A 24,578-nucleotide genomic window follows, 5' to 3' on the forward strand; every position below is an offset into this window, starting at 1 on the left:
TGACAGAATGCGAAATGTCTCTCCGGCGCTTTACCGCTCTGCCATCCCAATCGATCCTGACCGTGCGGTGGGGATCGCCGGAGTGATCGTGATACCAAGAGGGAAGGGTCCGCATCGTGACAGATCGGACCGGATTAGGCCGGATCTCAGTGCTCGGCAGTGGGTCAGTTCTACGCGCGAGTTGACAACTGCAGGCATATCGTCACCTCAGAGTCGGCTTCCCGCATTCAGGACAGGTCGATCCTTCGCACAGTCCTTTGATCGAGTATCCGCAGCGCGCACAGATAGCTCCCACGCATGATTGCTTACGGCGTCTCGCCAGACAAATTTCCAAGGCAATGGCGCTCACTCCCAAGCCAAGTGCAGGAGTCCAGCCTGCGATTGATGCGAACCACTGAGCATCTGAGCTTGTTGGAGGCGGCCACCACAGAAACACGCCGTCCTCAAGCCTCTGATCGGCCGCATTGATGCCAACGCCAGTAACGGCGACTCCGATTCCGTTGTGCGGGCGATTTGCATGGTAGCGAGAAGTGATGAACAACCCATTCGTCCATACCGCTCTCCAGCCGTAGCCCAGCGTCAGTCTGATCGACCACCATGCGCTGGCAATCCATAGGACTGAACACACCAGTGTCGCGACGCCGAAGGCCGCGCGGAGCATTATCGCGCGACTCGGGCGCTTGGGTTCCCTCATCGGAAACTCGCTATAGACTTCACGGGCGTGCTCCCGGTACAGGAAGGGGTTCTGGAATGTAGAGCGGCCGGTCGGGATTTCTCTTTCTCTGCCGAGGATTCGTCGGATCTGGGATGTGCGTAGGTGGCAGGTCCTTCTCCTTCTTGCATAGCAAGGACCCGTCTGAGCACGTGCAGATTGGTTGACCAAAGATGAATCGCACACACTGCTCGTCAAGGTGTTCATCGGGTCGAGTACCCCACTCGCGCCCAGGTTTGAGAACAGGATTGCCTTCTGGGTCAGTGTCGATGGGAGCCTCTCCCCACTTCGAAGGACATCCTGCCGGGTCTGATCCATCGGGACCCGACTGGCCGCACACGACATGGTACGTTGTTGAGTGCGGTACGCATTTGAAGCACACTGTCACCACCTCACCTCCATGGAGCAACTGGAGCTTTTGGCAGACTTGCACGCTGACCGCCCACATCCAGCACTTTGTTTGACCTGGGTCGCACCTGTCATTGCAACTTGCAAGCTCACGTCCATTTGCAAGCTTGAGACGCTCCCGTGCAGGGGTTTCGTGCAGATTCTCATAGCACTTGAACGCGAAGCCAGCACAGTTGAAGTCCTTGATTGGCGGTGTTGGGTGGTCACAGTCTGGACAGATCGAGCACAATCCCATCGGATCTAGCAAGCGTGTGGTGTCCGAAGCCATTGCTTCATAAAGAGAGCCCACAATGTAGATGGAAACCGGATCGCGCCGGTCCCAACGTCCTACCTGCGTAAGGTAAGTGCGATATCGAGAGATGTAATCCCCCGTCGCCGGGTTGAACACATACCCATCCCAGCCGATCGAGTTGTCGGGGCCGCCGGTGCCTGAGTTCGAGATCAAGCCGCTTGCGAGCGAGCTGGCCGACACTCCCGCGAGCGTGCGATCGCTTGAGTTGATCGTGCCGTCGCGGTTCAGGTCCGCCTCGGCGCGGTAGAGACTCGAGGTGATCGGCACGGGAGTGCCGCCGTTGGCGACGATGATGTTGCCGACGAGCGCCGAGTCGGTGAACCCCGAGTTCCCGTCGCCGTTCACATCGCCTGGGCGGTGGTGCCTCGCCTGGCCGTAGCTGTCGTAGCTCACGCGCTCGACCAAGGTGGCAGTGCGATTCAGCACCGCCACGCTCGAGAACATCCCGTCCGTCATGTGGTACCAGGTGTTCTCGTTCGAGTCGGTGTAGTCGCCGTCGTTGTTCAGGTCCGCGCGGTGCATCAGGCAGTCGTCAATGTACCGCAGGCCCCAGACATACTGCACGCGCTTGTTCAGGCCGGGACTCGAGATGTACTCCTTGTCCACCCGCTCCTCGAGAAGCTGCCAGCTTGCGGAATAGGCGAAGACGCGCTCCTCGTCCAGAGTGCCGTCAAGATTGGTGTCCTCGCGCTTGAGCGTGCGCCAAGTCAAGCCGTTGAACTCCTGCTCGAGCTTCGTGACGACGGTGGTTCCGTCGTCCACCTCGACCTTGACCAGGCGGTTCCACGCATCGTGCGTGTAGATCGTTGTGTTTCCACTGGTGACCGCGTCGGTGGCCATGTTCCCCGCGGCGTCGTAGCCGAGCGTGTGTTCGGGACCTGAGTTCGGGAGCGTGCGCGTGAGCAGTTCGTTCACGGCGTTGTGCGTGCGGGTTTCCGTCTCAGGCGCGGGTGGGCTTCCTGGGGCCCAGGATTGGAACTCGTTCCAGTTGCCGAGCAGATCGAGATCCCACGACTGCGTGCCGACTCCGTCCACAGGCGAGCCCGAGATGAGGTTCGCCCAGGTGTTCCGACGCGCCTTCTTCAGACGGTCGAGCCCGTCGTTCGTGTAGGTGTGGCTCCGGTTCCACAGGTTGCCCCTGCGGACATCGAGGACGGCCGTCCTGTTGCCGCGGTCGTCGTAGCCATATTGGAGGGCCACGATCTGCGGCTTCGTCGGCAGACTCGATGCGCTCGTCAACCCGCCGTCGGCCCAGGTCTGGAGCGCAAGCCGACCGAACTGGTCGAAGCCGGGATAGAAACCCTGCGTCTGCGTGGTGTATCCCACCGTGCGGCGCTTGCCGTCGAGCGAGAGCGTGAAGTCGAGCTGCACATCGGGTTGGTCGAGGTCGACCAGGATCGTCCGGCCCACGCCCACGAAGGCGTAGTTCACCATCGAGGTGTTCGTGCTGCTTGTCAGGTTGAACTTGAACTGGTTCACGCGGCTGATGCGGTCGTCCGTGCCGCCCGAGGTGCCGAAGGCGTATTCGAGCACTTCCGGGTCGTGGCCCGAGGAGTTCACCTTGCGAGGATAGGCCAGTCCCGTCTGGCGGGAGAAGTTGCCGGTCGAGCTTGAACCGATCTCTGCGTTGGCATACTCGTAGCCCACGAGCCGCGTGTCGCCGGTCGGCAGGCCGCCGCCGTCGTAGGAGACGGCGCCCTTGGAGTGCTGATAGACCTTCTCGACCTGGCCGAGCGGGGTGTAGCCGAACTCGACCTCGTTCCGAACGGTTGGTCCTGCCGACTCGAGCGAGGTGACCTTCGAGAGTCGGCCGGCGGAGTCGAAGCTCAGATCGATCCGATCGATCGTGGCATCGATGTTCGAGGCGGTCGCGGTCGCGGTGTCGCGCGTCATGCGGCCGAGCGCGTCACGCTCGTACTCGTGCAGCGTCTCGTTCTGGTCGACCATGGCCACGATCTCGCCCTGGCGGTTGTAGCCGTAGAAGACGGTGCGGGTCGCCAGGGTCGAGCTCCCTTCGCCGGGCGGGTAGATGATCTTGAGCAGCAGGTCGTTCGAGAAAATCGACGACGAGACGAACGGGTCAGTTTCGCGCGCGAGTTGACGCTGACAGCATGACAGCGTCACTTGCTCACTCGACAGGGTCCGAACCCGAGAAGTGCGTCAACTCCCAGTTGGCGCGTTGACTTGCCTCCATCGTTACTTCGCGGTTGCAGACGCTGTTGGCGAGCCTCCTCGGTAGCGGCGCGGTCGAGCTCCGCCCTCAGGGCTGCGGCATGCTCGTTGGCAGACAACTCCTTCAGGAGCCTCACAAACGATGGCCCCCGATGGACCGCCGACCGGACATGAGACGGCCATTCAATGCCCTCCCAATCCGCCGCGCTCTGCAGCATCGCCGACAACAACAGTTGTGCGACGCGCGAATCGACCGCCCGGTCAAACCAGTCCAAAAGCAGTGGACGCGGTGGAACATCGGAGCGCTGCTGCCAAAATTCCAGCAGAATCGCGGTGACTTTGTGGCCTCCGGCTCGGTCGATCGCGAGGTTCTGGAGCATCCGCACGAGAGAGGCTTGGTCAGCAATCTCACTCGGCGTATCCAAGAGGATCCGTAGGCATTCTGCGCGATCAAGCCTGATCGCAGCGGCGATTGCTGAATCATGCCTTACCGGTACACCCCTTTCCGCGAGCATGCGGATTCCAACCGGCCAATCGACCTCGACCGCTTGCACTGCGAACGCGCGCCCAATCTTCGGTGGTGGCGGCATGCAAATGCACGCTAGGGCGCTACTGAGAAGCTCTGGATCCCTTGCGTCAATCGCTGCGCGCACCCAATCCTCGGGTGCCGCCAACTTCGGAGAGGCACCCTGCGGCACCACATCCTGTTCGCACGGCCGTCTGCCTTCCAAGTAGTCAACAAACACGCTTTCTCGAAACACGCTCTCCCTATCACCCAAACGACTGAGGCGTTCCACCCTCACACGCAGTCGTTCCACTAGCGACTTTCCGTCCCTTCCGAGATCATGTGGACTGACACCTTGACGCACAAGTTCTTGGAGCGCCGAGATTGTCATACCACCTTTGCCGTCGATCGGCTCCCCATCGCGGCCCAGCGTGACGCCATTTGAGATCAAGAGCCGCACGGTCTCCCCCGACCACGCACGCCCGAGGAGAAGATGACCCCTCTGCCGAGGGTCGCTGGGGTCGGAACCCGCAGCCAAGAGCAAGCTGACCAATTGGCTCTCCAGTGGCTGCCCCATGGCACTACTAAGAACTGACAGCTCCTCGACTCCGTCCTCGACACTTCCGTTCGGATCTGCGCCTGCTGCGAGCAGCCAACCGAGACTCTTGATGTCGCTCTGGCGAGCGGCGTAGGACAGTGGGGTGTGAAGCGAGTCCATCGCACGCGTTGTGGGAACACCAGCGTCCGCCAACGCTCGCACACCCTCCGGCCACTTCGCGCGAATGCACTCGTAGAACAACCAGGAACTCTCTTTGATCTCCTCTGGCGAGGCGCAGTTAAGTGCGTCAATCAGCAGGCGTTCGTCGCAGGACTCGACCGCACACTTCATCCACGCCAGCGCGTCGCTCGACATTGTGTGGCGCTCGAGCAATACGACAGAAGGACTCGAGATCGCCAAAGTCCAGCAGGAAAGAACGGCTATAGCGGCTGTTACCACTACCGCCCAATCTCGGCCCGAAACAGCCGAGTGGAGATTTCGTCCACTACGCCTCATGGTCCTTGCGTCCTTGCCTCCGTGCGTCTTGGTCGCACCGTTCCACCGCGGCGTCGATGCAGTCGTATATCTGACTCTGTGAGATATCCTGCACTGACCAGAAGTTCTTTCCAAAGTCGGGGCTGACGCAGCCATACCACTTCACTATTGCCTCTGTCACGCTTGTTTTCCAGATCATGCCCCGCTGACGGCAGCATCTCATCTCAACCGCCGCATGCAAACTGCCGATTCTACGGGTAGCCGACCGAGCCGTGGACGCGAGCAGCCCCTCCAGGTCATAGGGGCTCATGTAGAAACTGCTCAGAGTCGCGAGACCCGCAGCATCCGTCCAGAAGTGCTCCGCTTGACGCCTCAGGAATCGGCGGAGAGCCCATGAAGAGATGCCGCCCATCGCGTTACCGACTTGCACTCCTGTTCCAACTGCTTGCACAACACCAATGAACTCAATCCAGTCATTTGCCCTACTCATCAGCTTGGTGTACTCAACTGGATCGCGGCCAACCGGCGTCAGCGTAGTCGTTTGTGGGACGCAATAGCACTCGTTGAGTCTGAGTCCATTGGCGCAATCCGTGCAGTCAGCGTCATCCCGCCGCAACCCATACTGATCTGGTGCCAGGCCACGCGAATCGGTGAACCATATCGGCCTCCCCAGGCAATAGCTATATAGAGAGAGGTCGTGCGAGTACCCAATCGGATCCCTCTCCCTCCACCTGCCGAGGTCCGGACCATAGGTGCGGTGCCTAACGAGATAGTCACCCACCGCCGGATTGAACACATACCCGTCCCAGCCGATCGAGTTGTCGGGGCCGCCGGTGCCTGAGTTCGAGATCAAGCCGCTTGCGAGTGCGCTGGCCGACACTCCCGCGAGCGTGCGATCGCTTGAGTTGATCGTGCCGTCGCGGTTCAGGTCCGCCTCGGCGCGGTAGAGACTCGAGGTGATCGGCACGGGAGTGCCGCCGTTGGCGACGATGATGGTGCCGACGAGCGCCGAGTCGGTGAACCCCGAGTTCCCGTCGCCGTTCACATCGCCTGGGCGATGGTGCCTCGCCTGGCCGTAGCTGTCGTAGCTCACGCGCTCGACCAAGGTGGCAGTGCGATTCAGCACCGCCACCGTCGAGAACATCCCGTCCGTCATGTGGTACCAGGTGTTCTCCCCGGAATCCGCGTAGTCGCCGTCGTTGTTCAGGTCGGCGCGGTGCATCAGGCAGTCGTCAATGTACCGCAGGCCCCAGGCGTACTGCACGCGCTTGTCGAGTCCCGGATCGCCCGAGTAATCCGCATCGACCCGCTCCTCGAGGAGTTGCCAGCTTGCGGTGTAGGCGTAGGTCCGCTCTTCGTCGAGGCCGGCGCCGCTGCCGGGGGTGTCCTCGCGCTTGAGTGTGCGCCAGGTGAGCCCGTTGAACTCCTGCTCGAGCTTCGTGACGACGGTGGTTCCGTCGTCCACCTCGACCTTGACCAGGCGGTTCCACGCATCGTGCGTGTAGATCGTTGTGTTTCCACTGGTGACCGCGTCGGTGGCCATGTTCCCCGCGGCGTCGTAGCCGAGCGTGTGTTCGGGACCTGAGTTCGGGAGCGTGCGCGTGAGCAGTTCGTTCACGGCGTTGTGCGTGCGGGTTTCCGTCTCAGGCGCGGGTGGGCTTCCTGGGGCCCAGGATTGGAACTCGTTCCAGTTGCCGAGCAGATCGAGATCCCACGACTGCGTGCCGACTCCGTCCACAGGCGAGCCCGAGATGAGGTTCGCCCAGGTGTTCCGACGCGCCTTCTTCAGACGGTCGAGCCCGTCGTTCGTGTAGGTGTGGCTCCGGTTCCACAGGTTGCCCCTGCGGACATCGAGGACGGCCGTCCTGTTGCCGCGGTCGTCGTAGCCATATTGGAGGGCCACGATCTGCGGCTTCGTCGGCAGACTCGATGCGCTCGTCAACCCGCCGTCGGCCCAGGTCTGGAGCGCAAGCCGACCGAACTGGTCGAAGCCGGGATAGAAACCCTGCGTCTGCGTGGTGTATCCCACCGTGCGGCGCTTGCCGTCGAGCGAGAGCGTGAAGTCGAGCTGCACATCGGGTTGGTCGAGGTCGACCAGGATCGTCCGGCCCACGCCCACGAAGGCGTAGTTCACCATCGAGGTGTTCGTGCTGCTTGTCAGGTTGAACTTGAACTGGTTCACGCGGCTGATGCGGTCGTCCGTGCCGCCCGAGGTGCCGAAGGCGTATTCGAGCACTTCCGGGTCGTGGCCCGAGGAGTTCACCTTGCGAGGATAGGCCAGTCCCGTCTGGCGGGAGAAGTTGCCGGTCGAGCTTGAACCGATCTCTGCGTTGGCATACTCGTAGCCCACGAGCCGCGTGTCGCCGGTCGGCAGGCCGCCGCCGTCGTAGGAGACGGCGCCCTTGGAGTGCTGATAGACCTTCTCGACCTGGCCGAGCGGGGTGTAGCCGAACTCGACCTCGTTCCGAACGGTTGGTCCTGCCGACTCGAGCGAGGTGACCTTCGAGAGTCGGCCGGCGGAGTCGAAGCTCAGATCGATCCGATCGATCGTGGCATCGATGTTCGAGGCGGTCGCGGTCGCGGTGTCGCGCGTCATGCGGCCGAGCGCGTCACGCTCGTACTCGTGCAGCGTCTCGTTCTGGTCGACCATGGCCACGATCTCGCCCTGGCGGTTGTAGCCGTAGAAGACGGTGCGGGTCGCCAGGGTCGAGCTCCCTTCGCCGGGCGGGTAGATGATCTTGAGCAGCAGGTCGTTCGAGAAAATCGACGACGAGACGAACGGGTCCGGTCCCTCGGGGTCGTTCGAGACGCCGTGGATGTACTCGGTCACCTGATCCACGCCGCCCGTCGTCTCTCCGTTCGCGATGGCCGTCATCTTCACGAGCTGGCCGATGCCGTTGTGGACGAAGGTGGTGACGCGATCTTCGTCGTTCTCCTCGCTCGCGTTCGAGACCGTCCAGCTCTGCGATCCCGAGTTCCATGCGAGCGTCACGGGATCTCCGACCTCGTTCTCGACCGTCGCGATCGAGCGGCCGAGCGCGTCGACGATTGTCCGATCGATGCGGCCGCCGGGGCGCACGGTCGTCGTTGCAAGACCTCGGAAGGGGTCGTAGATCGTCTGGGTCACGAGCGCGTTCGGACCGTTTGCGGGCGGCGAGCCCTGGGTGATCGTCGGGTCGGAGGTGCCACTCACGAACTGGTGGTTCGTGGTGTCGTTCGTGCCGTAGTCCACGGAATGCGTGACCCGCGAGGCGATGTCATAGAAGAGTCCCCGGAACGATGTCACCGCGGTCGAAGATCCGAGGGCGCCGGTCGCGCTCGTGTCGTGGATGCGCTCGCGATGTCTGACGAGGTCAAGAAGGCCCTTCCGCGGGCCATTCGCGGTGATGTAGCGATACTCGGTCTGGTCAAGCACCTTGTCGTCGGAGAGGACCGATGCGCGCGTCGAGTCGCTCCAGACATCGGCATGGCTGCCAGCACCTGGAGACACATCGCCGCCGCGGTCGGTGAGGTACTCGGCCGTCGCGCGTCCGAGGCCGTCGAAGGTGGTCTTCCTTCCGGGTGAGTTCGGGGCCCAGACGCCGACCGTGCGGCCGACCTCGTCATACCACTGGTTCGTCGAGAGGAACGCCTGGCCGGCGTCGTCCTCGGTCGGGTCGATCGCCACCTCGCTCCGCGCGACGAGCCCGCGCTGCGTGTAGGTGGTACGCTGGAGCGAGACGCGCGTCGCATCGGCGCCGTCGAAGCTCGAGGGCACGCTTCCGGGGAGCGTGGAGAAAGTCGCCGACGCGACCACGCGATCGAGGTTGTCATAGAGCTGCGCCGAGTGCGGAGCGAGCGGGTTCTCCGTCATCACCAATCGGTCGCGCCAGTCGTAGGTGTGGTTCGTGACGCGTGTCGTCGAGCCGTCGACATGCGCAGTCGTGCTCGTCAGGAGCCCGTTGCCCACCCCGCCGGCATCAAACTCGTACTCAGCGACGACGGACATGGTCCACTCAAGCGGGGTGTGATTCGTCGGATGCGCGAGTCCGATCTCGGTCGCGACAACGCGTCCAAACGCGTCGAATGTCTGCCGCGTTGCCGTGCCGACGGCGCTGATCGTGACTCCGTGGCGACCGAGGAAGTCGTGGGCGAACCGCGTCGTTGCCTTGCCGCCATCGGGCCCGTGCCCCGATGGCGCGTTCCACGATGTGGTGCTCGTCACCTGCCCAGCGATGTTCCGTACAACACTCGATCGCGCCAGGAGGGACTCGGTGCTCAGATGGATTGAGTAGTTGGTGACCGCCTGCGGCCACGGTTCATCCCCGGAACCAAGCTCGTACTCACCGGAGATCGCGCATTGCCATGACGCCATCGAGGCGCCGGACGCATCGACCCATGCAATGGATGCCGGTCCGGTGTGGTCGTCCTCGCCCAGTTCCGGCGGCAGGGAAATGACCGCCAGGTACTCGAGTCCTGGATGATCGCCGCACTCGCGGAGCTCCCGCCGAACATAGCTCGTGACGCCCGCCGATGATGTCTGGCTCTGAAGTCGACCGACAAGGTCATAGGACATCTCCGTGGTCAGCGACCCGCCCGAGGTGTTGAGGCCGGTGAAGCTGCCGTTGAGGCTGCCGGTGTTCCATGCCGCGTCCCATGAACCCGGCGGTTCGGCGTTGCGTTCGACGAGCGTCACACCACCGGTGCGTGCGGAGAACTCGCGCCTCGTGAGTGCCCCATCGGCAGCGCGGCTCCAGACACGCCGCCCCTGCGCATCGAACAGCTCGTGCGTGTACACGAAGTCCGTGGACGGCCCGTTGAACGCGGCGCCGTCCCATTCGGTCTTCGTCTCGACCACCGAGATTGTGGTCGTACCGTCGTGGAACTGGTACGCGAGTTCGGTGATTTCGACGTCGTCGGCCCCGGGAGTCGGGTTGGAGTCCGTCGTCTCCACCCGGAATCGCTCTATCTTCACCGGCAGCCATGAGGGCACGGGTGAGTCGTCGCCCCAGGTTGTCCGCGTGACGATGTAGCTCTCGTCCTCGGCAACATCCACCAGTCGATGCTGAGTGCGGCGCTTGGCTCCGTTGTAGGTGAACGCCTGTGCCATCCCCGTGGTGCCAACGGTGTAGCTCGGCGCGGTCGAGTCGGTGCCCGGCGTGTAGGTCGGGAGATTGGAAGGCAGATAGGCCAGTTCAGGCAGGCCCGTGGCGCTGTCGTACTCAATCGCGGTCACCCAGGCATCCGAGTCGACGATGACCGCGTGCCGAATGATCGAGGTTGGCGTCGTGCCAGAACCCGACGGCGCCGGGCCGACTTGTGCCATGTCAATGTAGGTCGTGCGATTGACGAGCCAGGTGCTCATCCCCGAGTCGAAGTACTCCTCGCGCACCCGCGTCGTCCAGAGGTCGACGGGTTCGCCGTAGCTCCAGTAGTCGAAGATGTACCTCATCGGCTGCGTCGTCCCCGAGGCGACCGAACATCCACAGGAGCTCTGCGAGTACTCGACGAGTACGCGCCGCTCCCCGCTTGGCTCGTACGCTTCGATGATCTTCGACGCAAGGTCGACGATGAGTACGAGCTCGCTCTCGATCGCGTCACCGTCATCAGGCTGGGTGAGAATTCCTGCCGCAGCCAGTTCGAGGCGCGTCGAGGGTGCGCCGAGTCCCGAGCGCGCCGCGAGATACTCGATCTGCTGCGGACCGATCACCATCTTGAGCTGGTGCGCAGCGCCGACCCATGTGAAGTCGCGCTCGCCGAAGTTGACGCCACTGGAGGCGCCAGTGCCGCCGTGATAGCGGTACTGGGTGATCCGCCTGTACCAGACCGGCTCGTCAGAAGAAGCTCCTGGGGCCGGATCGATGCGCTCGGAGCGCGTCACCTGCACGAGGTCGCCGCTCGAACCCAAGTCGGGACTCGCGCCGATGACATCGTCGAAGTAGAGGTAGTCCGTTCGCGCGATCGGCACCGCCGTCGACGACTCGCCGCCGGTCCACCGCAGCGCCACGACACTTCGCAGACGACCGAGGTCCGCTGATGCCTGGTCGAGGATCCAGACGAAGCGCACTTCCGCCTCGATGTCATCCGGAGCGACGCCGCCGGCAGGCGTGAACACGATCCGGCTCAACCGCGCCACCGGGGCCTCGCTGGTGGGGAACACGATGTACTCGAAATGCCGCGCATTGCCATACTCGTCAGCCCAACGGACCGGCAGACCCACGAGCGCGTCATCGGGCTCCTCGACATCTTCCGCGCATTCCTCGAGAGCCTCGCTCGGCTCCTCGGTCGAGCGCTTCATTCGGTAGTAGTCGATCTCCCAGCCGCCCGGCTCGCGGACTCGATAGGTTGGAACGACGCGATCACCGACGCAGAGCTGGGTGGCCTGCACAGTCTGGTGCGTCCGTCCGGCGAGGAGGAGCGGCGTGCCATCGACCGTCGCGAGAGGACCGGTCGTGGTCGAGATCGGTGCCATCGCCTGGAGACCGGTGTTCGAGCCGAACTGCACCGTGGTCCCAGTCTCCTTCGCGCGGGCAAACGCCGACAGCGACCACTTCTCGCCGCTCAACGGCTCCGGCGTCCATCCGGGCTCACTTCGGTAGGTTCGCGTGAGTGCGTAGCTTCCACTGCTCAGCGCGAGGGCAAGATCCGTCTCCCGCTCGACCTTGTGGCCGTATCGCAGATCGACCGGCATGATCCAGAGATCGGGGTTGTTGCAGGTGAGCGTTCGGAGCGCTTCAAGCGGTCCTGGACCAACGCCGCAGAAGCCACAAGCACCCTCGTCCCAGAGGCCATACGCGGCACCCTCCGGATCCTCGATGAAGTCCGGCGGGAACGGATTCAGGATGATGTCACAGTCGTCGCCGGCGGAGAGCAGAAGCAGGAGCTCGGCCTGAAGGAGCGGACCGCCCGAGGGCATGGCCTCGACCAACCACTCTTCAAGACAGCCGACCAATGCGGTGCAGCGCATCGGTGGACCAGCCGCATCGGCGGCGGCAATGTACTCAGCAGTAAGCGCGATCACATCGTCCCGCGTCATCGCACCGGCCTCGCCGGGCGGCGGATAGCACGCGAGCGAACTCGTCAGCAGACTGCTGAGGTCGGTGCATCCCCACGAAACGCCGTCTCCGTCCTGATCGCCAGCCTCCACGTCACCCCAGCGATCCGACGCGCCACCGCCTGGGTTCCCGCAATACCCACATGAGCCGATCGACCCCGCAACGCTCGCGGTAACCGACGTGAACTGCGCCGCCGTCGGCGTGAAGCCGAGCACGCCCGGAAGACACGCGCTCACTTCAGTGCAGAAGCTCCCTCCCGCGCTCGTCGCCCACGCGGCGCCATGCTGCTCGAACCAAGCCGCCGCGAGCTCGACCCTGAGGGTCGGGACGGTGATTCCCGTCGCGCTTGCCACCGCCCCCAAGTCCGGACCATCCACAGAGTCGGCGAGATTGAAAAGCTCGGTCAACCCCGTACAGTCCGAGTTCTCCTCAATGGTCAGAGTGACGAGCGCGTTGACCATCCACCACTTGTAGACCTGAGCGAGACCGTCGTCAGTCCGCATCGACGGTGGCCAGCAGCTCTGGCAAACACCCAATCCAACGCACAACTCCTGATGAAGACGCTCCTTGAACGCAGTGGGCGTCGAGAGTGGCGCAGCAATGAGCTCGCCCGCCGGTGGCATGCACCAGAACCAGCTTGCGTCCAGGCCAGGCAGCGTGGTCGGCACCCAGGTGAGGCCAACAACACAATGCTCCTCGATGGTCTCCTGCGCGTCTTCGGGATCAGTGCATGGCAGGACAGGTTCAAGGACCTGAGCCTTCACCGTTAGCCCAAAGGAGCAGGCGAGGACGACACCAATTGCCCTCGATCGACGTCCCGCGAACTGACACATTGTCATCTGATGCCGCCTCTCGAATGTCGTATCCACAAGGAACGGACAACTATCGCGCCGACCCTCTGGGGGTCGCAAGTCAAACACCCGGGCACCGAGGCGACGACTTCTCCCACGCGCCGTCCGGACCCCACAGAACTTCCCACTTGACTAATTACAACCTCGACGCGCTAGAGTCAATCGGGGCGCGATGGTCGTGTGGATGAACGGTGGACGAATTGATCCGATGGCTTCGCCTTTGCGCCGCCCGGTACCATCAAGGGGCAGTTGTCGCGCGGCCTCGGCGGCGGCGCGGACGCTCGTTTCGTGGCCCCATTCTGGAGGATCGATCCATGCCGAAGCTTCTCTTGGTCGGAGCGATCGCGATCGCGTCCGGTGCGTTCACTTCGCTCGCACTGATCAATGTCCAACAGGCCCCCCCTCCACCCCCAACGCCGCTGGCTGTCGCGACACTCGATGTTGCAGCACGGCTCGGCTTCTTGCCGGAGGTCTTGGCCGCCGCCGGGGTCAACGGTACGCAGGCCACCGGAATCCTCGCCAACCTCGCCGACAGCGCGACGCTTGTCGCCGCGCTCGAAGGCGCGGACGAGTCCGCATCAAGTGCCGGTGCCGCATTGACCGCGGCGCAAGAGGCGGCGCGCGGGCCCTTCGCGACCAGTCAATCTCCTGCCACAGTCGCCGCCGCACAGGCAGCCTACGAAACGGCGCTGACGGCACGAGCAGCCGCGAGAGCGGCGCTCTTCGATGCCGCCACAAGCGGACTCGGCTCCGAGGTGAAGACCCGCCTGGCTCATGCCACGACCGCCTTTGTTCACAATGTGCCGACCTCGTTCACCGTCGTCGAGCGCTCGCCAGAGGCGTGGCTCGACATCCAGTCGGCGCTTGTTGCCGAAGCTCGTGCGGCGAGGATGTCCACGACCCTCTCGGAAGATCACGCCGCGCTCCTTGCCGCCGTCCGGGCCGAAGAGGCAGTCGTCGCCGCGCAAACGAGCCTCGACGGTGGACTTGGCAGCGTTCAGACAGCGTTCGCGGCGGCTGCGGCGCCGGGAGGCAACTGACGCAATCCTCGAGCAGAGGCGTTAGGCGCCGTGATCAGGCCGAGTCGGTCGCCTGAGAGAGGGTCATCCCATGTTCCTAAAGGCGAGTCGACCGGCAACGATCCTGTGCAAGTGCCGTCGGCGACGAGTGTCGGCGATCCTGATCACTGGTGCCCTCAGCACCCTGCTCTTGGTTCATTCGTCCGCGCTCAGCCAGGGCGCACCCGATCGCGCCGACCGCATCACACTCAACGGCGAGATGGAGCTCGCGCGCCTCGTCGACCTCGCGGCGAAGCGGCTCGACCTCGACATCGAGTACGACGCCCCCGGAATCAAGGGAACCGTCACGATTCGAGTTTCAAGTGACCTCACGAACGATGAACTCTGGGCGCTCACCAATGAGCTGCTCGCGGCCCGCGGATTCGCGACGGTGCGGAGACCTGGTGCCCGAGTGGTGAGCGTGGTGAGGATGGCGGACGCCCCCGGAAGTGCGCGGCTTGATCGGGAAGGCGACGACCCCGATCTCTCGGGCTTCGCGACGATGATCCTCCGAGCCGAGCACCGAGACCCCAAGGCGCTCATCGAGGCGATCAGGCATGTGCTCTCGAAGCCGTCCGGCTCGATCATCCAGCTTGGCGACGGACCGCTGCTTCTCCTCACGGATTACCGCTCGCGCATCGAGCAGGCGGAGTACATCAAGAGCCTCGTCGACCTCCCATTCGGCGAGGTTGTCTTCTCGACATACGCCGTCGAGAACCTCAGACCTTCGGAGCTGATCGCGCTCGTCTTAGGTGCCGTCGCCGGGCGGGACGAGATCGCGGGCCGAAAGCTCAAGGGGAAACTGATCGCCTCGCCGGACGGCGGTTCGATCATCGTCACGGCTCCCCCGGAAGACCTCGTGATCTGGCGGAGCATGCTTTCGACCTTCGATCAACGGAGTCCTGTCGAGACACGCACTTACACGCCCCGCCACTTCGCCCCCGGAGAAGTGGGTTCGCTCCTCGCCCAGACCGCGCGTGACGCTGGACCGAAGGGTTCCGGGGACAGGTGGAAGATCGTCGTCGACGACTTCACGGGCACGCTCATCGTGACCGCAACGCCTTCAGAGCATGAGTCCATCCGCGGAGTGATCGAACGGCTCGACTCGGCGCCCCCCGGAAGTCGCCGGCAGATGCGCACCTACATCGTGAAGAACCGGCCGGTGAAGGAGGTCGTGACGCTTCTCAACGACCTCGTCTCGACCGGCCAGCTCGGCGCCTCGGACACGGATCTCACACTCGCCGAACCGCGCAGGCCATCACCTGAGGCGGTCTCTCAGCGCACCGAGCGCGATGTGCTTCCTCAGGGCGCGACACCGCTCTTCCAGCCACCACCGGAAGCCAGACCATCGGGCAGCGGAACCGTTCGCACCACTCGACACGGCCAGTCCCCCGGCATGGGCGACGGGTCGGGAGCTGTTCTCACGATCACTGCGGACGAGGGCACGAACTCGATCATCGTCGTCGGCGAGCCGCGCGTCCTCGCACAGATCGAGCAGATCCTGAGGACACTCGATCTCAGGCAGCCGCAGGTGATGCTTGAAGTGCTCTTCGTCCAGCTCACCGACAACCAGTCGATGGAGCTCGGCGTCGAACTCTCGAAGATGGAGATCAACGGCAGCACGCTCTGGTCGCTGTCGTCACTCTTCGGCATCGCGCCGCCGATCCCCGCGCCGACCTCGACGACGACGGCCGCGGTTGCGCCGACTGCGAATGTGCCGGCGCTCCAGGGGTTCACGGGCGTCGTCCTCCGCCCAGGTGACTTCAGCGTGCTTGTCCACGCGCTCGAACAGGTGAACAAGGGGAAGGCGCTCAACATCCCCAAGGTGCTCGTCACGAACAACGCCGACGCGACACTGACATCGCTCCTTCAGCAGCCGGTGCTCTCGACGAACGCCTCGACCACCGTCGCAACCACATCGTTCGGCGGCACGCAGGACGCAGGTACGACGGTCAAGGTGCGCCCTCAGATCGCCGAGCGCGACCATCTCATCCTCGACTACTCGGTCGCGATCTCGAACTTCGTCGGCGCTTCGAGCAATCCGTCGCTGCCGCCACCGCGCCAGCAGAACACGCTGCAGAGCATCGTCACGATCCCTGACGGCTACACGGTCGCGGTCGGTGGACTGGAGCTTGAGTTCGAGGCGCAGTCGGTCTCGCAGATCCCGTTCGTGGGCGACATCCCCCTGATCGGCGAACTCTTCAAGAACCGGGTGACGAGCGACAACAAGTCGAAGTTCTATGTCTTCATCCGCGCGAATGTGCTTCGCCACGGCGCGTTCGAGGATCTCAAGTATCTCTCCGAGCAGGACGCGATCGCCGCGAAGATCGACTCCGACGCACCGGCCGTCGAACCCAGGGTCATCCGATGACCCCCGGAAGTGAATCACGATCGTTCGTGGGCTCGATCCCTCGCGACTTCGCGCGGCGGCATCTCGTCGTCCCCGGAGAAGCGAGCGGTGAAGTTGAAGAGCTCCTTGTCAGCGATCCCCCGCCAGTGCCGGAGGTGCTGCACAACATCTCGGTTCGACTTCGGCGTCCGATCAGCACGCGCGTCGCCGACGCGGAATGGATCGCGCGCGAGATCGACCGCATCTTCGAGGAAGCACGACGCTCGACACCCGCAACGGAGGATGACTCGACAACGCGGCACGGCACTGGCACCGATGCCTCAGCAGGTGACAACCCCTCGTCTGGCGGCGGAGTGGAATCGCTGCTCGCGGCCGCCGATCGCGATCTACTCAACATCGACGGCAAGGGTTCACTCGTTCGACTCGTCGACGCGATCCTCTTCGAAGCGCTCGGTCGCGATGCGAGCGACATCCATCTTCAACCGCTCGTCGACCAATGCAAGGTCCGCTACCGGATCGATGGTGTGCTGCATGATGTCCGGTCCATCCCTCCGGGGGTCGCGCTCTCGGTCACCAGCCGCATCAAGGTGATGGGCAGGATGGACATCGCGGAGCGCCGTGTTCCGCAGGACGGCCGCGCGACAGTGACGATCGGCACACGCGTGATCGACCTGCGGATCTCGACGGTGCCGACGAGTCACGGCGAGCGTGTGGTGCTGCGACTTCTCGATCACTCGCGCGAGCTACAGGATCTCCAGGGGCTCGGCATGCCGCCCGAGGTGGCGACACCGTTCCTCGAGCGTGCGCGGCGCGCACACGGCATCATCCTCTCGACCGGGCCCACCGGATCCGGCAAGACCACGACGCTCTATGCCACACTCAAGCAGGTCGCGACATCGCAGCTCAATGTGATGACGATCGAGGACCCGATCGAATACGAGCTCGCTTCAAGTGGCCTCAGTGTCAGCCAGTCCCAGGTGAACCCCCGGAAGGGAATCACCTTCGAGACCGGCCTGCGTCACATCCTCCGCCAGGACCCCGATGTGGTCATGGTGGGCGAGATCCGCGACACGGAGACCGCGCGCATCGCGATCCAGGCGAGCCTGACGGGTCACCTCGTTCTCTCGACGCTGCACACCAACGATGCACCGAGCGCACTCACGCGACTCATCGATCTCGGTGTCGAACCATTCCTGATCGGCGCGTCGCTCTCGGCGGTGGTCGCCCAGCGCCTGGTGCGGCTCGTTCATGCACCATGTTCCGGCTCCGGTTGCACGGAATGCCTTGGCACGGGACTGCGGGGTCGGACGGGAGTCTTTGAACTGCTTCTCGTCAACGAGCGACTGCGCGAACTCGTCTCTGCCGGTGCAGAACTCGCGGAACTTCGCATGACGGCGCGACAGGATGGCATGCGCTCGCTCATCCAGGAGGGCGAGCGCCTCGTTCGTGAAGGACGGACGACCACCGCGGAAGTCGAGCGCGTGCTTCTGGGGACACTCTGATGCTGTGGCACTACGAAGCGCTCGAGTCGGACCGCAGTGCGAACGACTCCGTCCCCCAGGTCGCGACCGCGCTGCGTGTGAAGGGGCGGCGCGGTTCGATCAGGCGCGGCGAGGTGTCTGCGGAGAGCGCAGCCGAGGCGCGTGCGGCGCTGCGATCCGCGGGCCTGAGCGTGCTCTCGGTCCGGGCGGTCGAGAATCGTCCTTCGTCTCCAGAGCGCGCTGCAGCAACTCACAAGGACCATGCACCTCCGCGTGTGCCAGCGGACTCGGCGTTCCAGGGATGGCTGCGCGGTCGCCGGGTCCAGGCCCGCGCCGATGCGCTTGACGCGATCGCGATGCTGCTCGACTCGGGTGTGCCGCTCCTGCAGGCGTTCGAGACGCTGACGACGAGCGATGGCGGTCGCGATCTGTCATCACGCCTGAGACGCACGCTCATGCTCGTTCGCGAGGATCTGCGCGCAGGTCTGCCTCTTCCGGGGGCGCTCCGGAGGCATCCTGGCTGGTTCGATCCGGTCGAGGTCGCGCTCATCGACGCGGCCGAATCCGGTGGCGGACTCGCTCCGGCGCTGCGCGAGCTTGCGGATCGGAATGCGTCGAGCGCGAAGCTCACGCAGAAGCTGATCGGTGCATTGACCTATCCGGCGATCGTGGCGATGGTCGGTGTCGCGGTCGCACTCTTTCTTGCATTGCGCACATTACCGCAGCTCACCGCCGTGCTCACGAGCTCCCGGATCGAGACTCCTGTGTTGACGAGCGCGGTCATGGCGATCGGTGGCTTCGTCGTGCGATGGGGCTGGTCTGTGATTGCGGTCACCGTGCTGATCGTGGTGATGGCTGTCCTGCTCGGACGACTTCGATACTTCCGTCGCTGGTCGGCGTTGATGGGAGACCTGCGCGATCGGCTGCAGAGTCGCGTTCCACTCGTCACGCGTCGGATGGCGGTCGCGCGCGTGTCGCTCCTGATCGCGGATCTCCTGCGCGCGGGCATTCCACTCGTCGATGCACTGCGGCTGGCGGCGCCGTCGTGTCGTGGCCTTGCGTCAGGTCTTGGAAGCGCACTCGTTCTATCCGCCGAGCGGATCGAGCGTGGACAGAGCTTCGTCGAATCGCTCTCCCCCGCCCCCGGAACCCCCGCCCCCGGAACCCCCGGCCCCGCCCCCGGCCCCGGAAGTAGAAATGGAGACTCCGACCCGCGCGCTCGACAATCCAACGTCCGGGGGGGCTTCCGGGGGGGATTCCGGGGGGGATTCCGGGGGGGGTGGTTTGATCGGGAGTTCCTGCAGCTCATCGCGGTGGGTGAAGCGAGCGGCGAACTTGCGCCGGTGCTCGAGCGGATCGGGCGGCGCTACGAGCGCCAGGCCGCTCGGCTCATCGATCGACTTGCAAGCGTGCTCGAACCGGCGACGATCGTGCTGCTCGCGACATTCGTCGGCATCGTGGTGATGGCCGCCGTCCTTCCACTCGTCAGGCTCCAGGAGGTATTGCGATGAGGTCCATGTGTCGATCGGGAATGACGCTCGTCGAGGTGCTCGCGGTGGTCGTGATCCTGGGACTGCTCGCGTCGGTGCTGTTGCTCGGGTTCTCGGGGACCTTCGGTCGCGCGAAGACCGAACTCGCGAAGACCGGGATCGGTGTCATCGCAGGCAAGGTCGAGCTCTTCCGGATCGAGCGGAGCGCGTACCCGACGAACGATGTGGGGCTGAAGGCCTTGACCGACGGCATGGCGACCGCCTCGGCGAGCTACTACCTCAGCAGCGACAAGCTCATCGACCCGTGGGGTCGGCCATACCTCTATATGGCGCCTGGTCCGAACGGGCTTCCGTTCGAGATCCTGACCCTCGGCGCCGACGGCCAGGTCGGCGGCGACGGCGAGAACACCGATGTGAGTTCCTCGAACTTGCGCGACACCACGAAACCAGGTGGTTCCGAGGCTGGAGGCGGGCAGCCGTGAGGCGCGGGTTCACACTCTTCGAGATGATGGCGGTCGTCGTCCTGCTCGGACTCGTCGCGGCCATGCTTGCGGTCGGTCTCGGCGGCACCGCGCAGGCAACCGCGTGGCAAGGCGCGATTGCCGAGGTGCGCCAGTTTGATCGACTGGTTCGGCTTGAAGCGCGGGCACATGGCTCCGCCGAGCTGATCGTCGACAACGCAGGCGATGCGCTGGTGCTGAGACGGCCGGGCTCCGAGGTTGCAAAAGTGCTGCGGTCCAGAGATTTCGAATCGTTCGGCTTCGTCCTTGATGGGAATCCATCGACTGCGAAGAGAGGGTTCTCACTGACGATGAGCGATGCAAGTTCGCATGGCGAGCGACGCGCTCGCAGTTCGGGCGATGCAAGAGTGCTTGATCGCGTGTTCATCGACGGCGCAGGCCGCTCGATCGACTTCGCCTACGAGTTGAGTGACGGCAAAGAGGTCAGCAGAATCCATGTGGCGGGTCTGACGGGTCATCTGTGGGAGGAACGAGAGTGAGGCTTGGGTTCACGCTCATCGAGGCGCTCGCCGCAACGGTCCTGCTTGCGATCATCGTGATCGCGTGTCTGCCGTTCTTCCAGTCTGCTTCAAGCGTGCTCGTCGAGCGCGATGGCAGCGTCGAAGAGACAGCGCTCGTCGCGAGCGCGGTGTCGCAGATCATGGCATCGCCAGAGTGGGAGTCACGACCTCCTTCCGGCGCAGTCACCTTCGCGTGGCCGAGCGGACTCGCGGAAGCGGCATCCTCGACTCGGCTGAGCGGCAAGCCGATCCGTGTCGAACTGCCGAACCGCGGAGGTGATGAACTGGAGACGCAGGACGATACGACTCCTTCAAGAGCCACGACACCATCCGATCGGGTGGAGTCGGGTGCGGGTGAGAGTGGCGAAGCGAAGGAGTCCGCAGCGGCGCGCTCAAGTGAAAGCGATGTAGAAGGCGCACCCGATTCGCAGCCTCGTTCCGTGGTCGGTGACTGGATCGCGTTCCGCTGCGGCGATGTCGTCATCCACCGCTGGATCGAGCGACCGGCATCCACGCGATCGAGAAGAAGGGTTTCAGGTCGCCGCTCAAGCGTGACGCGAGTCACTGCTTCGCGCCGCTCACTTTCCGGGGCTCGTGGAATGACGCTGGTCGAACTGGTCGCGGCGCTTGCGATCGTGGGCAGCCTCGCTGTCGCCGCCACGGCCTGGACCGTTGGCGCTGCCGAACTTGCCGCGAGCTCGCGCGATCGCTCCAATCGACTGGGCGCCGCGGAAGCCGTCTTTCAACTCATCGGCGACGACCTGAGAAGTTCCGACATGGACATTTCGCAAACGCGAAGGAGCGGTGCTGCACGGAGTCGCTTGAGTGGGTCTTCGGGCGGGCAGGCCGAGCCGCGGGTTCGCATCGAGGGCGACGCGATCGTGATCGCGACGCGCCATGCTGTTCATGCTGTGCATGACGCGCATGATGTTCATGGTGCTCCGTACACACTCGAGCACGAGCATCGATACTCGGTCGATTCAGCGTCGTCGCGCCTCATGCTCTCAGCTCCTGGACGCGAGCCGCGCGTCCTCGTCGATGGCGTCACCGCACTGCGCGCGACCTACCTGGAGAAGGAGCGGTTGCTCACCGTTGCCATCGTGATCACGGGCATTGGAGAAACCGGAAGGAGCTTCGTCGTGCCATGAAACGAAGAACGCTCCAACGACGCAATCGACGCGGAGCCGCGCTCCTGATCGTGCTGGCGGCACTCATGCTCGTCACCGTCGCCGCCACGATCGTTGCGCAGACTGCCGGAGCAACAGTTGCTCGACGGGATGCCGACCGCGCTCTTGTGATCGCGGACGACCTTGCCGATGCGGCGCTCGCTCCCATTCGCGCATGGCTCGCTCAGGTATCGCCTACCTGTGCGCTGCCAGCGGATGCGGAGTCACCGATGATCTCCATTCTCGATGTCGAGCTGCCCTTGATCGAGGCCGACGCTCATTCGGAGGGCGCGGCGCTCAGCCAGATCGGTTCCGAGGACTCCGGTGCACGGCGCCTCCGGATCACCGCCTGGGACCAGCGCGGCATGGTGCCCTGGAACATCGCCGCACGCCGCTCGGGTCTTGCGACCATTCTTCCAGCCGATGTGCGCGATCTCGTCGCCTCCACGCGAATCCCTGCAAACGCACCGCTCGGACTCGATCTCGTTCCTGCAAGTGGAGCGCGTGCGATCCTTCCCTCGGCAAGCGCCGCTGCAGCGACAGGAGTCGACGCGCCGCAATCGGCCTCGGCTCGCCAGCCTCGATCGCGGATGCGACCGGCGCTCGGTGAACTCGTGGCGACGCATGGCGTCCCTCCAGGTGGGAATGCCGCGACATCGACACTCTTCCTCAATGTGAACACCGCACCGCGCGCACTGCTTGAAGCCGCCGCCGAAGCGGCACAGACAACGCTTCCAGACGCGCTCTGGCAGCGCCGATCAACTGGCAAGCCCTATCAGGGCGCGCTCCCCAACAAGGGGTCGGCCGGCGCCAGTGAACCCATCGCATTCACGACGACAAGCGACTGCTGGTCGATCCGGATCGATGCGAGCGTCGGCCACACCCGTCGCTCGTGGTGGCTCGTCATGCAGCGGAGCGATCGCGGCGAATGGGTCGTCGCCCAGCGATTCCCGATCGTCACGGAGCCACGCGAATGAGCGCGCCCATCGCGAAGTACCGGAGAGCGACACGCGTCACATGGGTGGCCGGTGGGATCGGCGTCTCACTCGCTGCACTCTGGGCGATGCGCGCGCAGGTCACTCCCGACCTTCCAGCGATTCCGACCGCATCGACCCGCACGGCGCCGACCGTCGACACGGTGAGCGCCTCACGCGCGCTGCCGGGGTTCGCGATGAGGTTCTCGCCGGCACCGCCACCTGTGGCGCCGACGCCCAGAGTTGCTCCCGTCGAAACACCGATCGCGCAGCGCCTGCAACTCCTCGGCATCGTGCGCGAAGGCGGCGCACTGGTCGCAGCGCTCTACGACCCGAGTGATGATCGCGTCCATCTCGTTCGCGACGGTGAACAGATCGCCGATGTCGAAGTGCGAAAGGTCGATCCACGCTCAGTCCTCCTCGCGAAGGGGTCGCGCACGCGCACGCTGACGCTGTCGGGCCCAGAAGTGACGCCTCCACACACCGAGCCCAGGGTCGACGATCCTCCGACCTCCGGAGGAAGCTCATGAACGGTCACGCGACCATCTCGAACGAGCATCTCTATTGGGCGATCGTGGACACGGTTCATGGTGGGCGGCGGCTCACTCCGGGGGAGATCGCCTCGCTCGCCGAGGATGTCCTGCCGCTTGCGATCGAGTCGCTGCACATCGTGTCCGTGCGGACGCGCGATGGACGCTCCGTCGTCTGCGCGATCGAGCCTGAGGAACTGCGTGCCGCAGCGCTCGATTGCAGTTCCGCCACCCCCGGATCGATACCCGACTTCATCCAGGCAAGGCTCGACGAATCGCTTGACGCAGCGCGCTTCGATCTCCTGATCGGCGCGTTCGAGCCGGTCGATGTGCGACGCCAGCGACGCATGATGCTCGCAACTCTTGCCGTCACAGCGGCACTGATCACGATCGCGGTTGCCGCCGGGTTCATCGCCCGTGGCATCGCAGCTCGGCGCGCAATCGACATCGTCGACGACCGGCGCAGCGACATCGTTCGTGCGGCGGTCGGCCAACCTGGGGTGGGGATTCCGGGGGCGCCCCCCAGCGTGAGCGCCCTTCCAGGAGATCTCCGGCTCGTCGCGGAACTGCGCGAGCTGCGCAGTACGCGCGCCGTCTCACTCCCCCGCCTCGAAGATGTCTCGGATCTCGCCTCCGCAGCGCTCGAGCGCTGGCCGCCGGACGCGGAGGCGCGTCTTGAACGAGCGCGCATCTCGTCGCGGTCGATCTCGATCGAGGGCTGGGCCAGTGATGCCGGCGAAGCCCAGCGCATCGCGGATGCACTTGGAACGCTTCCGGGCGCCCGACTTGAGCCGCCGCAGGTGCGCGCGGCGAAGGAAGGTGTGACCTTCACCATCATCCTCACCCCCGGAACCCCCGCCCCCGGAACCGGCCCCCCCGGCCCCGCCTCTGGCGCCGGCCCTGCAATCGCTCAACGGGCGAACACCATTGATCGGGGGGTCGGACCATGAGCAGAGTCGCGATCGCTCTTGCTGCCGGAAGCTGCTTGCTCGTCGTTTCGGCGAGCTGGGCGTGGGCGCGATCGCAGACGACTGCGCTGCGCGCTCGTGAGGCCGCAGCGCACTCAGTTGCCGAGGACGCGCGACAGGTCCTTTCACTGCGAAGTCTTCGACAGCGTGCGTCGATGGGAGAGCGGCCCAGACAGGATCTCATCACGCGGATCAACGAGACCATGTCCGCAGTCGGCATCCCGCGCGGCGCGCTCGGCGGCGTCACGACGGACACCGATGGCCCGATCTCAAGCGCAGCCGACCTCGCCCCAGGCGGCGAACTGCGAGCGCAGGCGATGCGCGTCGCACTCAAGGGCATCCAACCGCAGCAGCTCGGCGCCTTCCTCGAACACTGGCGCGAGACGCAGCCGCTCTGGACACCGACCAACATCGAGATGAGTCGCGCTCCATCGAAGGACGCTGCTCCAGGGGCTGAGCGATTCGACATCTCGCTCGTGCTGTCGGTTCTCTATGTCGCACCATCTAACCATGTGCCCGCTGGCTGAAACTCC

General features: G+C 64.5%; 14 protein-coding genes. 11 read left to right on the forward strand and 3 right to left on the reverse strand.

Going from position 1 to position 24,578, the window contains the following annotated elements:
- Positions 1-713: 713 nt before the first annotated feature.
- The 3 genes from KF724_13290 to KF724_13300 form a co-directional block, all read right to left on the reverse strand.
- Positions 714-3,536: a hypothetical protein gene (locus KF724_13290; protein ID MBX3356663.1), complete on the reverse strand. Its 2,823-nt coding sequence runs from the start codon at positions 3,534-3,536 to the stop codon at positions 714-716.
- A complete protein-coding gene (locus KF724_13295; protein MBX3356664.1) occupies positions 3,533-5,002 on the reverse strand; it encodes an ankyrin repeat domain-containing protein in 1,470 nt (489 codons plus the stop codon). Before KF724_13295 ends, KF724_13290 begins: the two co-directional genes overlap by 4 nt.
- Positions 5,003-5,132: 130 nt before the next feature.
- Positions 5,133-12,920: a hypothetical protein gene (locus tag KF724_13300; GenBank protein MBX3356665.1), complete on the reverse strand. Its 7,788-nt coding sequence runs from the start codon at positions 12,918-12,920 to the stop codon at positions 5,133-5,135.
- A 401-nt stretch (positions 12,921-13,321) separates the two neighbouring features.
- Between KF724_13300 and KF724_13305 the strand changes: the two genes are divergently transcribed.
- The 11 genes from KF724_13305 (at position 13,322) to KF724_13355 (ending at position 24,572) form a co-directional block, all read left to right on the forward strand.
- On the forward strand, positions 13,322-14,047 hold the full coding sequence (locus KF724_13305; GenBank protein ID MBX3356666.1) for a hypothetical protein: 726 nt from the start codon (positions 13,322-13,324) through the stop codon (positions 14,045-14,047).
- Positions 14,048-14,117: 70 nt separating this feature from the next.
- Positions 14,118-16,436: a hypothetical protein gene (locus KF724_13310; protein ID MBX3356667.1), complete on the forward strand. Its 2,319-nt coding sequence runs from the start codon at positions 14,118-14,120 to the stop codon at positions 16,434-16,436.
- Positions 16,433-17,917 (forward strand): type II/IV secretion system protein, encoded by a 1,485-nt coding sequence (locus KF724_13315; GenBank protein ID MBX3356668.1) that lies wholly within the window; start codon positions 16,433-16,435, stop codon positions 17,915-17,917. Before KF724_13310 ends, KF724_13315 begins: the two co-directional genes overlap by 4 nt.
- Positions 17,917-19,407 (forward strand): type II secretion system F family protein, encoded by a 1,491-nt coding sequence (locus tag KF724_13320; protein ID MBX3356669.1) that lies wholly within the window; start codon positions 17,917-17,919, stop codon positions 19,405-19,407. Before KF724_13315 ends, KF724_13320 begins: the two co-directional genes overlap by 1 nt.
- A gap of 5 nt (positions 19,408-19,412) precedes the next feature.
- Positions 19,413-19,868, forward strand: a complete 456-nt coding sequence (gspG, locus tag KF724_13325) for a type II secretion system major pseudopilin GspG (GenBank protein MBX3356670.1) — start codon at positions 19,413-19,415, stop codon at positions 19,866-19,868.
- Positions 19,865-20,386, forward strand: coding sequence for a type II secretion system protein (locus tag KF724_13330; GenBank protein MBX3356671.1), 522 nt, complete (start codon positions 19,865-19,867; stop codon positions 20,384-20,386). The genes gspG and KF724_13330 overlap by 4 nt, the downstream gene beginning before the upstream one ends.
- Entirely contained in the window at positions 20,383-21,555 is a 1,173-nt protein-coding gene (locus tag KF724_13335; protein MBX3356672.1) for a type II secretion system protein, read from the forward strand. Before KF724_13330 ends, KF724_13335 begins: the two co-directional genes overlap by 4 nt.
- Positions 21,552-22,550 carry a hypothetical protein gene (locus tag KF724_13340; GenBank protein ID MBX3356673.1) on the forward strand — a complete coding sequence of 333 codons (999 nt, stop codon included), beginning with the start codon at positions 21,552-21,554 and terminating at the stop codon, positions 22,548-22,550. The genes KF724_13335 and KF724_13340 overlap by 4 nt, the downstream gene beginning before the upstream one ends.
- Positions 22,547-23,077: a hypothetical protein gene (locus tag KF724_13345; GenBank protein MBX3356674.1), complete on the forward strand. Its 531-nt coding sequence runs from the start codon at positions 22,547-22,549 to the stop codon at positions 23,075-23,077. The genes KF724_13340 and KF724_13345 overlap by 4 nt, the downstream gene beginning before the upstream one ends.
- Complete coding sequence (locus tag KF724_13350) at positions 23,074-24,027, forward strand: hypothetical protein (protein MBX3356675.1); 954 nt, start codon at positions 23,074-23,076, stop codon at positions 24,025-24,027. The genes KF724_13345 and KF724_13350 overlap by 4 nt, the downstream gene beginning before the upstream one ends.
- Entirely contained in the window at positions 24,024-24,572 is a 549-nt protein-coding gene (locus tag KF724_13355) for a hypothetical protein (GenBank protein ID MBX3356676.1), read from the forward strand. The genes KF724_13350 and KF724_13355 overlap by 4 nt, the downstream gene beginning before the upstream one ends.
- Positions 24,573-24,578: the final 6 nt, after the last annotated feature.

Source organism: Phycisphaeraceae bacterium (assembly GCA_019636735.1).
In the GTDB taxonomy this organism is placed as follows: Bacteria; Planctomycetota; Phycisphaerae; order Phycisphaerales; family SM1A02; genus VGXK01.

What these genes read in the sequence shown, in the direction of transcription:
- KF724_13340 (MBX3356673.1), top strand. Translation starts at nt 21,552, where the DNA reads ATGAAACGAAGAACGCTCCAACGACGCAATCGACGCGGAGCCGCGCTC.
- gspG (MBX3356670.1), top strand. Translation starts at nt 19,413, where the DNA reads ATGTGTCGATCGGGAATGACGCTCGTCGAGGTGCTCGCGGTGGTCGTG.
- KF724_13310 (MBX3356667.1), top strand. Translation starts at nt 14,118, where the DNA reads ATGTTCCTAAAGGCGAGTCGACCGGCAACGATCCTGTGCAAGTGCCGT.
- KF724_13295 (MBX3356664.1), bottom strand. Translation starts at nt 5,002, where the DNA reads ATGTCGAGCGACGCGCTGGCGTGGATGAAGTGTGCGGTCGAGTCCTGC.
- KF724_13345 (MBX3356674.1), top strand. Translation starts at nt 22,547, where the DNA reads ATGAGCGCGCCCATCGCGAAGTACCGGAGAGCGACACGCGTCACATGG.
- KF724_13350 (MBX3356675.1), top strand. Translation starts at nt 23,074, where the DNA reads ATGAACGGTCACGCGACCATCTCGAACGAGCATCTCTATTGGGCGATC.
- KF724_13320 (MBX3356669.1), top strand. Translation starts at nt 17,917, where the DNA reads ATGCTGTGGCACTACGAAGCGCTCGAGTCGGACCGCAGTGCGAACGAC.
- KF724_13315 (MBX3356668.1), top strand. Translation starts at nt 16,433, where the DNA reads ATGACCCCCGGAAGTGAATCACGATCGTTCGTGGGCTCGATCCCTCGC.
- KF724_13355 (MBX3356676.1), top strand. Translation starts at nt 24,024, where the DNA reads ATGAGCAGAGTCGCGATCGCTCTTGCTGCCGGAAGCTGCTTGCTCGTC.
- KF724_13305 (MBX3356666.1), top strand. Translation starts at nt 13,322, where the DNA reads ATGCCGAAGCTTCTCTTGGTCGGAGCGATCGCGATCGCGTCCGGTGCG.